General features: G+C 62.6%; 17 protein-coding genes and 1 riboswitch. Of the genes, 9 read left to right on the forward strand and 8 right to left on the reverse strand.

Annotated features, from left to right (window positions below; translation table 11 throughout):
• Positions 1–74 precede the first annotated feature (74 nt).
• Positions 75–1,265: an acyl-CoA dehydrogenase gene (locus tag SB753_RS18695; protein WP_410801253.1), complete on the forward strand. Its 1,191-nt coding sequence runs from the start codon at positions 75–77 to the stop codon at positions 1,263–1,265.
• Between the two features lie 178 nt (positions 1,266–1,443).
• Here the strand turns inward: SB753_RS18695 and SB753_RS18700 are convergent, their stop codons facing one another.
• Complete coding sequence (locus SB753_RS18700) at positions 1,444–2,082, reverse strand: peroxiredoxin (RefSeq protein WP_408484339.1); 639 nt, start codon at positions 2,080–2,082, stop codon at positions 1,444–1,446.
• Positions 2,083–2,423: 341 nt separating this feature from the next.
• Between SB753_RS18700 and SB753_RS18705 the strand changes: the two genes are divergently transcribed.
• The 3 genes from SB753_RS18705 to SB753_RS18715 all read left to right on the forward strand — a co-directional run bounded on the left by SB753_RS18705 (position 2,424) and on the right by SB753_RS18715 (position 3,911).
• Entirely contained in the window at positions 2,424–2,726 is a 303-nt protein-coding gene (locus tag SB753_RS18705; protein WP_006047848.1) for a YqjD family protein, read from the forward strand.
• Positions 2,727–2,865: 139 nt separating this feature from the next.
• Positions 2,866–3,252 (forward strand): phage holin family protein, encoded by a 387-nt coding sequence (locus SB753_RS18710; protein ID WP_410801256.1) that lies wholly within the window; start codon positions 2,866–2,868, stop codon positions 3,250–3,252.
• Positions 3,253–3,437: 185 nt separating this feature from the next.
• Complete coding sequence (locus SB753_RS18715; RefSeq protein ID WP_410801258.1) at positions 3,438–3,911, forward strand: DUF3318 domain-containing protein; 474 nt, start codon at positions 3,438–3,440, stop codon at positions 3,909–3,911.
• A 100-nt stretch (positions 3,912–4,011) separates the two neighbouring features.
• Here SB753_RS18715 and SB753_RS18720 read toward each other — a convergent pair whose 3' ends face one another.
• From SB753_RS18720 to glyA, 7 genes are all read right to left on the reverse strand, one after another.
• Positions 4,012–4,443 (reverse strand): type IV pilin protein, encoded by a 432-nt coding sequence (locus SB753_RS18720; protein WP_410801260.1) that lies wholly within the window; start codon positions 4,441–4,443, stop codon positions 4,012–4,014.
• A gap of 10 nt (positions 4,444–4,453) precedes the next feature.
• Complete coding sequence (locus SB753_RS18725; RefSeq protein ID WP_410801262.1) at positions 4,454–4,927, reverse strand: hypothetical protein; 474 nt, start codon at positions 4,925–4,927, stop codon at positions 4,454–4,456.
• A 155-nt stretch (positions 4,928–5,082) separates the two neighbouring features.
• A complete protein-coding gene (locus SB753_RS18730; RefSeq protein ID WP_410801376.1) occupies positions 5,083–5,892 on the reverse strand; it encodes a PilW family protein in 810 nt (269 codons plus the stop codon).
• Positions 5,892–6,350 carry a prepilin-type N-terminal cleavage/methylation domain-containing protein gene (locus SB753_RS18735; protein WP_410801264.1) on the reverse strand — a complete coding sequence of 153 codons (459 nt, stop codon included), beginning with the start codon at positions 6,348–6,350 and terminating at the stop codon, positions 5,892–5,894. The genes SB753_RS18730 and SB753_RS18735 overlap by 1 nt, the downstream gene beginning before the upstream one ends.
• Positions 6,347–6,907, reverse strand: a complete 561-nt coding sequence (locus SB753_RS18740) for a GspH/FimT family pseudopilin (protein ID WP_410801266.1) — start codon at positions 6,905–6,907, stop codon at positions 6,347–6,349. Before SB753_RS18740 ends, SB753_RS18735 begins: the two co-directional genes overlap by 4 nt.
• Positions 6,908–7,110: 203 nt before the next feature.
• Positions 7,111–7,593: a transcriptional regulator NrdR gene (nrdR, locus tag SB753_RS18745; protein WP_020069733.1), complete on the reverse strand. Its 483-nt coding sequence runs from the start codon at positions 7,591–7,593 to the stop codon at positions 7,111–7,113.
• A 6-nt stretch (positions 7,594–7,599) separates the two neighbouring features.
• Positions 7,600–8,847 (reverse strand): serine hydroxymethyltransferase, encoded by a 1,248-nt coding sequence (gene glyA, locus SB753_RS18750; RefSeq protein ID WP_020069732.1) that lies wholly within the window; start codon positions 8,845–8,847, stop codon positions 7,600–7,602.
• A 166-nt stretch (positions 8,848–9,013) separates the two neighbouring features.
• Positions 9,014–9,122, reverse strand: a riboswitch (ZMP/ZTP riboswitch).
• A gap of 237 nt (positions 9,123–9,359) precedes the next feature.
• On the opposite strand from glyA, the gene ydfG reads away from it, so the two are divergent.
• The 5 genes from ydfG to tolA all read left to right on the forward strand — a co-directional run bounded on the left by ydfG (position 9,360) and on the right by tolA (position 12,962).
• A complete protein-coding gene (gene ydfG / locus SB753_RS18755) occupies positions 9,360–10,106 on the forward strand; it encodes a bifunctional NADP-dependent 3-hydroxy acid dehydrogenase/3-hydroxypropionate dehydrogenase YdfG (protein ID WP_288824428.1) in 747 nt (248 codons plus the stop codon).
• 59 nt (positions 10,107–10,165) lie between these two features.
• A complete protein-coding gene (gene ybgC / locus SB753_RS18760) occupies positions 10,166–10,645 on the forward strand; it encodes a tol-pal system-associated acyl-CoA thioesterase (RefSeq protein WP_410801268.1) in 480 nt (159 codons plus the stop codon).
• A gap of 157 nt (positions 10,646–10,802) precedes the next feature.
• On the forward strand, positions 10,803–11,480 hold the full coding sequence (gene tolQ, locus SB753_RS18765) for a protein TolQ (RefSeq protein WP_006047860.1): 678 nt from the start codon (positions 10,803–10,805) through the stop codon (positions 11,478–11,480).
• A 10-nt stretch (positions 11,481–11,490) separates the two neighbouring features.
• On the forward strand, positions 11,491–11,937 hold the full coding sequence (tolR, locus tag SB753_RS18770) for a protein TolR (protein WP_025601528.1): 447 nt from the start codon (positions 11,491–11,493) through the stop codon (positions 11,935–11,937).
• Positions 11,934–12,962: a cell envelope integrity protein TolA gene (tolA, locus tag SB753_RS18775; RefSeq protein WP_410801270.1), complete on the forward strand. Its 1,029-nt coding sequence runs from the start codon at positions 11,934–11,936 to the stop codon at positions 12,960–12,962. The genes tolR and tolA overlap by 4 nt, the downstream gene beginning before the upstream one ends.
• Positions 12,963–12,970 lie beyond the last annotated feature (8 nt).

The following is a 12,970-nucleotide window of genomic DNA, read 5'->3' on the forward strand; positions in this document are numbered from 1 at the left end:
GGTTTGCAAAACATTGTTCTGCATAGCGGAACTCTAGTCAAGCTTGAATCAAGCAAAGAATCAGGAGATACGTCATGGCCGAGGCCGCGCAGTTTCACTGGGAAGACCCGCTGTTGCTGGATCAGCAGCTCACCGAAGACGAACGCATGGTGCGCGACGCCGCCGCGGCGTATGCGCAGGACAAGCTGCAGCCGCGCGTGCTGGAAGCGTTCCGTCACGAGAAGACCGACATCGAAATCTTCCGCGAAATGGGCGAACTGGGCCTGCTCGGTCCGACCATTCCGGAGCAATACGGCGGTCCCGGGCTGAACTACGTGGCGTATGGCTTGATCGCGCGTGAAGTGGAGCGCGTCGACTCCGGCTACCGGTCAATGATGTCGGTCCAGTCTTCGCTGGTCATGGTGCCGATCTACGAGTTCGGCTCCGAGGCACAGAAGCAGAAATACCTGCCGAAGCTCGCCACCGGCGAATGGATCGGCTGCTTCGGACTGACCGAGCCGAATCATGGCTCGGATCCGGGCAGCATGGTGACGCGAGCAAAGAAGGTCGACGGCGGCTATTCGCTGTCGGGCTCGAAAATGTGGATCACCAATTCGCCGATCGCCGACGTTTTCGTGGTGTGGGCCAAGCTCGAGGAAAACGGCAAGGACGCGATTCGCGGCTTCATCCTCGAGAAGGGTCGGAAGGGACTCTCAGCGCCGACCATCCATAGCAAGGTGGGCCTGCGCGCGTCGATCACCGGCGAGATCGTGCTCGACGAAGTGTTCGTACCGGAAGAAAACCGCTTTCCAGAAGTGAGCGGCCTGCGCGGTCCGTTCACGTGCCTGAACTCAGCCCGCTACGGCATCGCGTGGGGCGCGCTGGGAGCCGCGGAATCCTGCTGGCACACCGCGCGTCAGTACGTGCTCGACCGTAAGCAGTTCGGCCGGCCGCTCGCGGCAAACCAGTTGATCCAGAAAAAACTCGCCGATATGCAGACGGAGATCACGCTCGGGCTGCAAGGCGTGCTGCGCCTCGGTCGTATGAAGGATGAAGGCACGGCGGCCGTCGAGATCACGTCGATCATGAAACGCAATTCATGCGGCAAGGCACTCGACATTGCGCGGCTCGCGCGGGACATGCTGGGCGGGAACGGGATCTCCGACGAGTTCGGCATCGCGCGGCATCTGGTGAATCTCGAAGTGGTCAACACCTACGAAGGCACGCACGACATTCACGCGCTGATTCTCGGACGCGCGCAAACGGGCATCCAGGCGTTTTTCTAAAGCCTTTCTGACGGCAAACCGAGGTTTGTCGCAGCGCGGTTTGCTCCTGCGTCAAAAGTAAAAGGCCGGTTCGCGATGAACCGGCCTTTTGTCCGTGTATGGCGCGACTTTCGGCTTCCGCCTTTCTGCTTTCGACTTTCTGCCTTTTAATGCCTTCGGCCTTGCGCCAAGCCCGCGCTTACTTGTTCGGCTGCGGCGTCATGCGCAGATACGGACGCAGCGCCTTGTAGCCTTTCGGGAATTTCTGTTTGATCACCTCTTCGTCCTTCAGCGACGGCACGATCACGACGTCGTCGCCCTGCTTCCAGTTGCCGGGCGTTGCAACCGAGTGGTTGTCGGTGAGCTGAAGCGAATCGATTACGCGCAGCACTTCGTCGAAGTTGCGCCCCGTGCTTGCCGGGTACGTAATGATCAGACGCACCTTCTTCTTCGGATCGATGATGAACAGCGAGCGGACCGTGAGCGTTTCATTGGCGTTCGGGTGAATCATGTCGTACAACTCGGACACTTTGCGGTCGCCATCGGCCAGAATCGGAAATCCGACGTTGGCGGCCTGCGTCTCGTTGATGTCCTTGATCCACTCCTTGTGCGACTCGGCACTGTCGACCGACAACGCAATGGTCTTCACGTTGCGCTTCTCGAATTCCTCGGCGAGCTTGGCAGTCAGGCCGAGTTCCGTGGTGCAGACCGGCGTAAAGTCGGCCGGGTGCGAGAACAGCACGCCCCAGCTGTCGCCGAGCCATTCATGAAACTTGATGCGGCCGATACTGGATTCCTGCTCGAAATCCGGTGCGGTATCGCCAAGACGTAGACTCATGTGCATCTCCTTAAGTATTCGGACACCAGCGCGAGCATTTGCCCGCAGCGCTTGGCAAAGATAAAGCATACGGCAGCGACCGTACATGACGAACGAACATCGGCTCACTACTTTATGCCTTTTTGTAATTTTCGCCGATTTAGTGGAAACTTTGCGGGACAGATCAACTCAATCATGCACTAACATCATCTGTGAGAGTCATGCAGATGTTGTCCGGAAGTGTTGAGCCTCGCCGGGAACGGTTCGTGCGTTCGGCTCCGCAGACCGGGCAGTGCGCTCGCCAGCCGCCGTTTCTTTGGTTAGGATTCACGCGTGGCGTGAGACGAAAAGGGGAGCAGTCAATGTCGGAAGTCAACAAGGAGAGATTGATGTCGGATATCAAAACCGTCCTCGCGGACGCGGAAGACCTGCTGAAACAGGCCGCAAGCGCAACGGGCGAGCGCGCTTCGGAACTGCGCGAAACGGCGCTGTCCCGTCTGAAGCAAGCCCGGGAAAAAGCTGCCGACGTGCAAGTCGTCGTGGTCGAGAAAGGCAAGAAGGCTGCTCGCGCAACCGACGACTACGTTCACGAGCATCCGTGGGCATCCATCGGCATTGCTGCGGGCGCCGGCGTGTTGCTGGGTCTGCTGATCAACCGCAAGTAACACCATTGCACGTTGCCGGACGAACTAAGTCCGGCTTGCCAGCGAATCAAGCGGACCGGCGCATGTCCGGCCGGTCCGCTTATCTTGGCGCGCACGTTTGCACGCGCCGCTTAGGCCACCACGCGCAACGCCCACAGCCATGACGACCGACACACATTCGCAGCGCGAACTACATAGCCCGTTACGCCGCATCATCGGTTCGGTGTCTGCCATTCTGCAAACACGCCTTGAACTGGTCGGCATTGAACTGGCTGAGGAAAAAGACCGCCTTCTGGGCGTGCTCTTTCTTGGCCTTGCGGCGATGATGCTGACCACCATGGCCCTGATCGCTCTTACCGCGCTGGTCGCCATCGCGTTCTGGGACACATACCGGTGGCAGGCGCTTGCCGGCATCACACTGGTTTATGCGATTGCCGGACTGATCTGCGCGCTAAAAGCGCGCAGTGGTCTGCGTAATGCGCCGATGGTCTTCGAGTCCACCATCGCCGAATTCGAAAAAGACCGCGACGTATTTCGTAGACCGTAGCAGCGCGAGCGCACGGAGCGCGAGACGTTTTTTGTCGATTGGCAAGTTCGTGAACCGGTTGTGTAGCGCATGTGAAGCGCTTTGGTTGCACCCACTCTTCTCATGCCGTTCTTTGTGCCGTTCTTTGCGCCGCTCGTTGTGCCGTTCCGTGCGCTGTTCCTAGCCCTCCATAATGCCGATACGCCATGAGCCAGAGCCATTCAAGTTCCGCATTCCGCAACAAGCGCCAGCCGGCGAGAGACCTTAGCGCGCCGCACTTGCGAGCGCTACGCAAGGAATTGCTGCTCGTGCGCGCGGACGTCGAGCGCATGGAATTGGCCCAGGCGACGATCGAATTGCGCGAAGCCGTCACACACTTCAGTTGGCTCAAGTTCATCGTGCCGGGCTTCGGCGGATTGCGCATGGGCACAGGCTCTAAAGCGAATTTCCTGAACGCCGGGACCATCGGCGCGCTCCTCAAACAATATCCGCTAGTCAGTTCGTTCGCCTCGCTCGTCCTCGCGAAGCCGCTGCGTGCGACCGTTGCTGCTGGCGCAAAACCCGCGCTGAAATGGGGTGGCCTTGCGCTTGCCGCGTGGGAAGCGTACCGCGTGTGGCAGCAGATCAAGGGGGAGTCGCGTGCATCGTATGGTTCGGGCGGTTCGGGCGACGAAAGGTGACGTGCCGGGTTGTTGGCTGATTACTTGAGCGCCCAGTGGTTGCCTGCTCTCCTGGCCGTCAACGAACGCACTGCCGCGTGTGGCGACTTCGTAGCTCTTGCTAGCCAGTGCCCCAACACTGCCCGGTGGACGGTGCCGACCCGTTCGCGACATTCTTGTTACTTCGCATCCCTGTTGCGTCGAGCGTGAAGACGCCACACGGGTCATCGCGCATCGACCCCGATTCGTCCGGGGCCGCTTCAATTGAATAACCGCCGTTAGCATCGTCCGCCGGCAGTACATGCAGCCGATAGACAGCCGTGCCGAATTGCGGAGCCTGATCGAGGCCCGGCGGCAACGCGGCAATGCTGTCACTTGCTGCACCTTCGACGAACTGCGCCGCCCGAAACAGCGCCGATGCCGCGTCGACCCGATGCGTTCGTACGACGTGGTTGCGATACGACGGCACGGCAAGGACGGCCAGCACCGCGACTATCGCGAGAGTGATAATCAGCTCGAGCAAGGTGAATGCGGATACGTGCGCCCTTCTCATCTATGCCTCACTAAAATGGCCGCGCGGCGACGCGCCGCCAATGGCGTTCGATCCTGTCGCCGTCGATAACAAGTTCCATTTGCAGCCATACCTGCGAGTCCTTGTTCATGCCATACCCGCGCGATGTCAGCAGGTACGCCCGCGCGTCGGGGCGAGCCGGCAGACTCCATCCTTCGACCATGCATTGCGGCGCGCGCAGTGCCCCGGGCCACTGAGCGACGGGTGTCGCGGCTGCGGCCTCGAACGTAGCTTCGACTTTCCACTGAGTCGGCTCGTGGGCGACTGGCGGCGATGCCAATGCGCCGATGCCCGTACCTGCAACGACGCTGCGGGCACACAAGCTCAATGCCGAGTCGGCAGCATGGAATGCCTGCAAGCAGTCGCGCACATTGACGGCGCTACGCGCAGCCGCGACCGATGCTTCGAACCAGGCCACCGATGTCGCCAGCAGCATCGCCGAAATCAGCAAAACGATGGGCAGCACGGCGCCGCGGCAACGCGTGCGATGCGCGTGGCGGTGTGGACGCGAAGCACGACGCCTCGGGCTAGCACGCGCCACCTGCAACGTCGCCAATTGCTGCGAGCAGCCGCACAACGCATGAGCGACGCAGCGGCACGCCGTTCTGCCGGGTGTGTCAGTCACGAAACAGCCTCCACGTAGTTACGCAGCGCGATCCGTCGCCAGAATGCCTGCCGCGGACGCAGGTCGCTCGCAATGCTGCTGACGCCATCGCAATCCGCATAGCGCGAGCGCTGCCCTTGGGACGCGCCCCGCACGAGCACACACAGATCGACCGCGACAACGCTCGCCCACTGGTCGGGCATTACCGCCGACGCGTCGATTGAATTCACCGCGCCGGCCAGCCAATACCTGATGCGCAGCCGCTCGACGCCTTCGACCAGCGGTTGCGCAGAGCCTGTCTTGCCATTGCCTTCGCAATAGAGCTCCGGCTCGCCGGTCGAGCCGCTCGCCTTGGCGTAGAAGCGATTGACCACCGGCACGCCGCGCTCGCCAAGCGCAGCACTGCTGCTGGTCACGGCTTGTCCGAGACAGTCCGTTGTTTGTCCCGTGGATGACGGCCACGTCGACACGCTATCGCCGACATATCGCACCGCGACGCCGTCTGATTTACCAGGCAATGTCTCGCAGGTCAGACGGCTGTCATCCGTGCCGGCGGGGTGACCGCCGGAACAGCCGAACAATGGCGCCGGTGCGCGGTATTGCGAAGCGTCTGCCGGCACGAACCCTGCCATTTGCAACTGCTGCCCGACAACGGTCAGCGCCGTCCAACCGGCCTCGCGGATTCGCAGCCCGTTGCTCGCGCGCTCAAAGGCTGCGCGCTGCGTCGTATAGAGCGACACCGTCCCTGCGGTCACCACGAGCCCCAGCGCGACGGCAATAACAAACTCGACCAACGTATGACCGCACGCACGATGCAAGCGCGACATCATTTGACGAACGCCAGTGCGATGCACGAGAAGCCCACGGGCGCGCTCACTCCGCCACACGGCTCGGTCTTGTCGATCACGTCGTTTGTGCGCGGCAAGTTCTGCGAAGCCGACCATGTCACGCGAGCCGCCGACACGCCACCTGTCGCGACGACCGACGCGTCGCCGCGCGGCAACACTGTTGCCGCGCGCGAGTTCCACCACGCGAGCGCCGCCTCGTTGCCTGACGGCGCAGACATCGCCTCAGCCACCGAATCGACTATCCACGCGGCCTGTTCCCGCATCGACATTGCCCGGGCCTCGCGCGCTGTCCACAACTGCCCGGCGATCAAACCGAGTGCCGTGACCGCGAGCACTGCGACGGCCAGCATCACTTCGATCAACGAGCTGCCGCCGCACTTGCTGCGGCAACGCTGCGATGGTGCTTGCGCCAAAGATGGTTCGATGAGCCGACTCATGACGCCGCCCCGCACGCACCTTCTGCAATCCGCGTCCGACCACCCGCAGCAATGCGAATGCAGCGCCGCCACTTATCGCCCTGAGTCGCTTTCGATGGCGCACGCGGCGCAATGTCGAAACTGCGGAAAGTGCCGATCAACTGACCCGCGGGCGGCGTGAACGTCAGATTCGTCTGCGTACCCACAATGCTCACCGATGGAAGCGAGGGATGGGCGCGCAGCAACGTAAGAGTGCCGCCTCGATCCGCCAGTACCGCCCAGCCGCAAGACCAGTCGGTCGGGCCCGTGCCGCACGGTTGCCCGGCGGCCAGGCAGTGCCGCGCCGCATCTGCCCGGCATACGGTCACGCGAGCGCCGCGACGCAAAGCCTCGCTGCGCGCATAGCCGAGCGTCGACACGAGCGCCTTTGCGCGGGCATCGACCTGATCCCGCACCTGCCACGCTACGAACGAAGGAGTCGCCCATAGCACGACCACCGCCAGCAGCGCGACCACGACCAGCGTTTCGACAAGCGTAATTCCGCCGCACGGCGGCGAAGCGATTGCATGCTGTTTCATTTGCATCCCTGAATACTTCAAAGAATGCGGCCAATCTAGCGGTTCAAGGACGGCTCAACAATCGGCCGAATGGCCAGGTGGCATTCAGACGCTATTGCGCGCAAGAATTCACGCGACGAACGATGAGGGAGCGGGAAATGCAGAGACTCGAAGCGACGCGGCACAACACGAATAGTCGGACGCGACGCGAGGGGCGTGGGCGCTCAGCGCTTGCGCGACGGCTTGGGAGGAGAGGAAGCGTGGCGGAACTCTTCGATCACGTCTTCAAATTCAGAGACGTCTTCAAAGCGCCGGTAAACGGAGGCGAAACGAACGTAGGCAATGGTGTCGAGCGCGCGCAACTCGTTCATTACGAGTTCGCCGAGGCGCTCGCTGCGCACTTCGCGCTCGCCGCTGCCGAGCAGTTGGTACTCGATCCGGGCGACGGCCGCGTCGATTGCGTCTGCTGCAACCGGGCGCTTGCGCAGCGCCAGTTGCATGCTCGCGACAATCTTGCGGCGATCGAATTCGGTACGGCTGCCGTCTTTCTTGACGACCGACGGCAACGCCAGCTCGACCCGCTCATACGTCGTAAAACGTTTGTCGCAGGCCGGGCAGCGGCGGCGCCGGCGAATCGTCGCGCCGTCTTCGGAGACACGCGAGTCGACAACCTGCGTATCGGCGTGACGGCAGAAAGGGCAATGCATGGCGGCTTAGCCGTAGACCGGGAAACGCTGCGTCAACTCGGCGACCTGGCCGCGCACGCGGTCGATCGTGGCCGTGTCTTCCGGGTTGTCCAGCACGTCGGCGATCAGGTTACCCACCTGCTCGGCTTCCTTGGTGCCGAAACCGCGCGTGGTCATGGCCGGCGAGCCCAGACGAATACCGCTCGTCACAAACGGCTTTTCCGGGTCGTTCGGAATCGCGTTCTTGTTGACCGTGATGTGAGCGGCGCCGAGCGCGGCTTCCGCAGCCTTGCCGGTAATCTTCTTCGCGCGCAGGTCGACCAGCATCACGTGGCTTTCAGTACGGCCCGACACGATGCGCAGACCGCGCTTGACGAGCGTCTCGGCCAGCACGCGGGCATTCTCAACGACTTGTTGCTGGTAAGCCTTGAATTCCGGCGACAGCGCTTCCTTGAACGCAACCGCCTTGCCGGCGATCACGTGCATCAGCGGGCCGCCCTGAATTCCCGGGAAGATTGCCGAGTTGATCTGCTTTTCGAATTCGGCCTTCATCAGGATCACCCCGCCGCGCGGGCCACGCAGGCTCTTGTGCGTGGTGGTGGTGACGAAGTCTGCATGCGGCACCGGGTTCGGATACACGCCCGCAGCGATCAGACCCGCGTAGTGGGCCATGTCGACCATGAAGTACGCGCCGACCGACTTCGCAATTTTCGACAGACGTTCGAAGTCGATGCGCAGCGCGAACGCGGACGCACCGGCAACGATCAACTTCGGCTTGTGTTCCTGGGCCAGCTTCTCGGCAGCGTCGTAGTCGATGTCTTCGGCTTCGTTCAGGCCGTAGCTCACGACGTTGAACCACTTGCCCGACATGTTGACGGGCGAGCCGTGAGTCAGGTGGCCGCCGTGCGCGAGGCTCATGCCCATGATCGTGTCGCCCGGCTTGAGCATGGCGAAGAACACGCCCTGGTTCGCCTGCGAGCCCGAGTTCGGTTGCACGTTGGCAGCCTCGGCGCCGAACAGCTGCTTCACGCGGTCGATCGCGAGCTGCTCCGCCACGTCGACGTATTCGCAACCGCCGTAGTAGCGCTTGCCCGGGTACCCTTCGGCGTACTTGTTCGTGAGTTGCGAGCCTTGTGCAGCCATCACAGCCGGGCTCGTGTAGTTTTCCGACGCGATCAGTTCGATATGCTCTTCCTGACGACGGTTTTCCTGTTCGATCACCTTCCAGAGTTCAGGGTCGACGTTGGCGATGGTGCTTTGGGCTCTGTCAAACATACGGATTCCGTTGAGTGTGTTCAGGTTGACCGGATCGTGCGCCGAATCTTGCGTAGAGGGTACGCGGCGCTGCTGGCGGCTGGGCCAGCCCTGACGTGGCGAGAGGAGAGTCGCCGCACACGCGAGGCAGGACAGCCACCGTCAGCGCAGATTGATGCGCGCGGATCACGGCTGCCCAGGCGAACGGCAAAACGGCACCCTGCGCTTCACGGTGGGTTTTTCCACCTTGAACCCGATTGGTTGGATCGGTTCTATCGCCAGTCACGCAGGGATGAGCGCGTTAGTTTATTGGAAGAGGATCGAATAGGCAACCAGGTTTCCCCCGTCGCGCAAGGCACCGGCACGACGGCACCCGAGGGCGCGAAACACAGCGCACAGCCGTCCCGTGAAGGCCCGCCGGGAAGCGTGTGCGGGGGTCTCGCGACGCGATCCATCCGGCTCGCCTATCCTTGCCGCAGCGCCGCATTGGAAGTAGGCTTGGGGCCTTTGTCTTCTACCGACCAGGAACTGTAATGATCGTGTTCGTCACCGGTGCGTCCGCAGGATTCGGCGCCGCCATCGCTCGTGCCTTCGTCAAGGGCGGCCATCGCGTCGTCGCCACGGCCCGCCGCAAAGACCGTCTGGATGCGCTCGCCGCCGAACTCGGCGACGCCCTCCTGCCCTATGAACTGGACGTGCGCGATCGCGCGGCGGTGGAAGCGGTCCCAGCAGCGTTGCCGGCCGACTTCGCCGCGATCGACGTGCTCGTGAACAACGCCGGCCTTGCACTGGGCGTCGAGCCGGCGCAGAAGGCGAGCCTCGACGAATGGCAGACGATGATCGAAACGAACTGCACCGGCCTCGTTCAGGTCACGCACGCGCTGCTGCCCGGCATGGTCGAGCGCAACCGCGGCCATATCTTCAACCTCGGCTCGGTAGCGGGCCGCTGGCCTTATGCGGGCGGCAACGTCTACGGCGCCACCAAGGCGTTCGTGCGCCAGTTCAGCCTGAACCTGCGCGCGGACCTGGCGGGCACTTCGCTTCGCGTGACGGACATCGAACCGGGTCTGTGCGGCGGCACCGAATTTTCGAACGTACGCTTTCGGGGCGACGACGAAAAGGCCGGCAAGGTCTACGAAAACGTCCAGCCGCTGACGGCAGAAGATATCGCCGATTCGATCTACTGGATCGCCACGCGCCCGGCACACGTCAACATCAACACGATCGAACTGATGCCGGTGGCGCAATCGTTCGCGGGTTTGTCCGTTCATCGGGGCTAAACGCCCGCCAGACGGCGCGCACATCTTGAAACAGACCTCGCAGTGTGCGATCCGGTAAAATGCGCCGCATGAATATGACGACCAGCCAGCCAGGCACGGAAATCGGCCATTCGTGGGGCATCCGCGTGTACTACGAAGATACCGACGCCGGCGGCATCGTGTTTTACGCGAATTACCTGAAGTTCTTTGAACGGGCGCGCACCGAATGGCTGCGCGCGTGCGGCATCGACCAGAACCGGCTCGCCGATGAAACGGGGGTGATCTTCATCGTCCGCAGCACCGCAGTCGACTATCGGGCGCCCGCGCGTCTCGACGACGTCGTCAAAGTGGTGAGCCGGATCGAGCGGCTCGGCAAAGCTTCCGTCAACTTCGCGCAAGAAGCGTGGCGCGACGGCACGTTGCTTGCTACCGGCTCGATCCGGGTCGGTTGCGTCGAGCGTACAGCGCTGCGCCCCGCCGCGATTCCGCCGCAGGTTCTGGCAGCTTTGCGGCGCGGACCAGGCGTGCGCGACGGCGGCGTGTCAACGAACGCATGCTGACTCTCGTTGTTACGGGGCCAGTGAACTCGCATCGACCAAGCAGCACAAAAGCATGGTTCGGCTTGCAGCACCGCCGATGCTTCCGTTTTGCTCACGGAAAGCTTCGCGTGGCCTTGCAAAGCCGGACGCCCCTTTCGGGACGATAAAACGAACCTTTATGAACACTACACAAGATCTGTCGATCGTTTCTCTCGTACTCAACGCGAGCCTGCTGGCGCAGGCCGTCATGGCGCTCCTGCTGTTGCTGTCACTGCTGTCGTGGACTTTCATCTTCCGCAAGTGGTTTGCGATCCGCCGCGCCCGCGCGCAGACTGAGCGTTTCGAACGTGATTTCTGGTCGGGCGGCGACTTGCAGGCGCTGTATCAGAGCGCTGCCAATAACCGTCACACCATCGGCGCGCTCGAGCGGATTTTCGAGTCGGGCATGCGCGAATTCCTCAAGGGCAAGGAAAAACGCCTGAACGACCCGGGCGCGATTCTCGACGGCGCGCGCCGTGCAATGCGTGCGGCGTTCCAGCGTGAAATGGACGTGCTCGAAGCGAACCTCGCGTTTCTGGCGTCGGTCGGTTCGGTCAGCCCGTATATCGGTTTGTTCGGTACGGTGTGGGGGATCATGAATGCGTTCCGCGGACTCGCCAACGTGCAGCAGGCCACGCTTGCGAACGTGGCGCCTGGCATCGCCGAAGCGCTGACCGCGACCGCGATCGGCCTGTTCGCCGCGATCCCGGCCGTGGTCGCATACAACCGCTACGCGCACGACATCGACCGTCTGGCGATCCGCTTCGAGACCTTCATCGAAGAGTTCTCGAACATCTTGCAGCGCCAGGCGCACTAAGGAGGCCACGATGGCAGGCTCTCGCTCCTCCAGCATGCGCGGCGGCCGCTCGCGCCGCGCGATGTCCGACATCAACGTCGTGCCGTATATCGACGTGATGCTCGTGCTGCTCGTCATCTTCATGGTGACCGCGCCGCTCGTCGCGCCGTCCATCGTCAATCTGCCGACTGTCGGCGGCGCAGCGCCGCAGCAGCAAACGCCGCCTGTGATCGTCAACATTCGCGCGGACGGCAACATGAGCGTCAAATACAAGGACGATTCCGGCGCGCAGCAGCAGGAGGACATGACGAAAGCGGGCCTCAACGGCTTTATCGCCGACCGCGCGCAGTCGCATCCCGATCAGCCCGTCGTGATCGCCGCCGACAAGACCGTGAAGTATGAAGCCGTGATGAACGTGATGTCCGAACTGAAGGCACGGGGCGTCAAACGCGTTGGATTGCTCGTCAAATCGCAATGATCCGTAAGAACACCGACTATCCGCTCCAGCCACCGCGTGAACGCGGCACCGGCCGCGCCTTTGCGTTCGCGCTGGTGATGCATGCGCTGCTCGGGTTCTTCCTCTATCACGGCATTCAGTGGCAGAACAGCACACCCGAAGGCGCCGAAGCGGAACTGTGGACCGAAGTGCCGGACACCGCGATCCCGCGCGTGGCGCCGCCGCCGCCCGCGCCTGTGGTCCCTGCTCCGCCCGTGGCCGACGAACAGGCCGAGATCGCGCTGCAGGAGAAGAAACGCAAGCAACAGGAAGCGGCTCGTCAGGCGCAACTTGCGGAGCAGCAACGTCAGGAAAAGCTGCAGGCTCAGCAGGAAGCCGAGGCGAAGCGTCAGCAACAGTTGGCCGAACAGGCGGCGCAACTGGCTGCCCAGAAAGCGGCGGCCGCGAAGCAGAAGCAACAACAGCAGCAGGCGGAAAAGCTGAAGCAACAGCAGTTGGCCGAGCAGCAAAAGCAGCAGCAGTTGAAGGAACAACAGCAGGAAAAGCAGCAGGAACAGCAAAAGCAGGCTGAGGCCGAAGCGCAGAAAAAGGCGGAGGCGCAAAAGGCGGCGAAGGCGAAAGCACAAGCCGCACAAGCCGAAGCAGCGGCGCAAGCGAAGAAGGTTGACGCCGAACGCCGTGCGCGGCTTGCGCAGATGCAAGGCATGGCCGGGCCTCCGGGCTCGACTGGCAATGGCCTCGGCAAGAGCGGCACGGGCAGCGGCTCGGGTGGTAGCGCGGCATCGCCGGGTTACGCTGACAAGGTGCGTCGCGTGGTGCGGCCAAACATTTCGTGGGGCGGTGAGACGGAGGGTCTCGAGACGGTGATCGCCGTTCGTTGTTCACCAACAGGCACCCTGTTGAGCGCAACGATCGCTCACAGCAGCGGCAATTCCGCGTGGGACGACGCGGCGTTGCGAGCCGTTCAGCGCTCGGACCCAATGCCTCAGGACATCGACGGCAAGACGCCGGCGAGCTTCAGAATTACGTTGCGACCGGCAGGTTGATGAAAGCC

Origin of the sequence: Paraburkholderia sp. SIMBA_053 (genome assembly GCF_046534895.1) — a bacterium.
GTDB classification, from domain to species: domain Bacteria; phylum Pseudomonadota; class Gammaproteobacteria; order Burkholderiales; family Burkholderiaceae; genus Paraburkholderia; species Paraburkholderia caledonica.

Coding starts and splice junctions, on each gene's coding strand:
- SB753_RS18730 (WP_410801376.1), bottom strand. CDS start 5,892: ATGTCGCGCTTGCATCGTGCGTGCGGTCATACGTTGGTCGAGTTTGTT.
- SB753_RS18740 (WP_410801266.1), bottom strand. CDS start 6,907: ATGAAACAGCATGCAATCGCTTCGCCGCCGTGCGGCGGAATTACGCTT.
- tolQ (WP_006047860.1), top strand. CDS start 10,803: ATGAACACTACACAAGATCTGTCGATCGTTTCTCTCGTACTCAACGCG.
- SB753_RS18700 (WP_408484339.1), bottom strand. CDS start 2,082: ATGAGTCTACGTCTTGGCGATACCGCACCGGATTTCGAGCAGGAATCC.
- glyA (WP_020069732.1), bottom strand. CDS start 8,847: ATGTTTGACAGAGCCCAAAGCACCATCGCCAACGTCGACCCTGAACTC.
- SB753_RS18715 (WP_410801258.1), top strand. CDS start 3,438: ATGAGCCAGAGCCATTCAAGTTCCGCATTCCGCAACAAGCGCCAGCCG.
- tolR (WP_025601528.1), top strand. CDS start 11,491: ATGGCAGGCTCTCGCTCCTCCAGCATGCGCGGCGGCCGCTCGCGCCGC.
- nrdR (WP_020069733.1), bottom strand. CDS start 7,593: ATGCATTGCCCTTTCTGCCGTCACGCCGATACGCAGGTTGTCGACTCG.
- SB753_RS18710 (WP_410801256.1), top strand. CDS start 2,866: ATGACGACCGACACACATTCGCAGCGCGAACTACATAGCCCGTTACGC.
- SB753_RS18695 (WP_410801253.1), top strand. CDS start 75: ATGGCCGAGGCCGCGCAGTTTCACTGGGAAGACCCGCTGTTGCTGGAT.
- SB753_RS18735 (WP_410801264.1), bottom strand. CDS start 6,350: ATGAGTCGGCTCATCGAACCATCTTTGGCGCAAGCACCATCGCAGCGT.
- SB753_RS18705 (WP_006047848.1), top strand. CDS start 2,424: ATGTCGGAAGTCAACAAGGAGAGATTGATGTCGGATATCAAAACCGTC.
- SB753_RS18720 (WP_410801260.1), bottom strand. CDS start 4,443: ATGAGAAGGGCGCACGTATCCGCATTCACCTTGCTCGAGCTGATTATC.
- ydfG (WP_288824428.1), top strand. CDS start 9,360: ATGATCGTGTTCGTCACCGGTGCGTCCGCAGGATTCGGCGCCGCCATC.
- ybgC (WP_410801268.1), top strand. CDS start 10,166: ATGCGCCGCATGAATATGACGACCAGCCAGCCAGGCACGGAAATCGGC.
- tolA (WP_410801270.1), top strand. CDS start 11,934: ATGATCCGTAAGAACACCGACTATCCGCTCCAGCCACCGCGTGAACGC.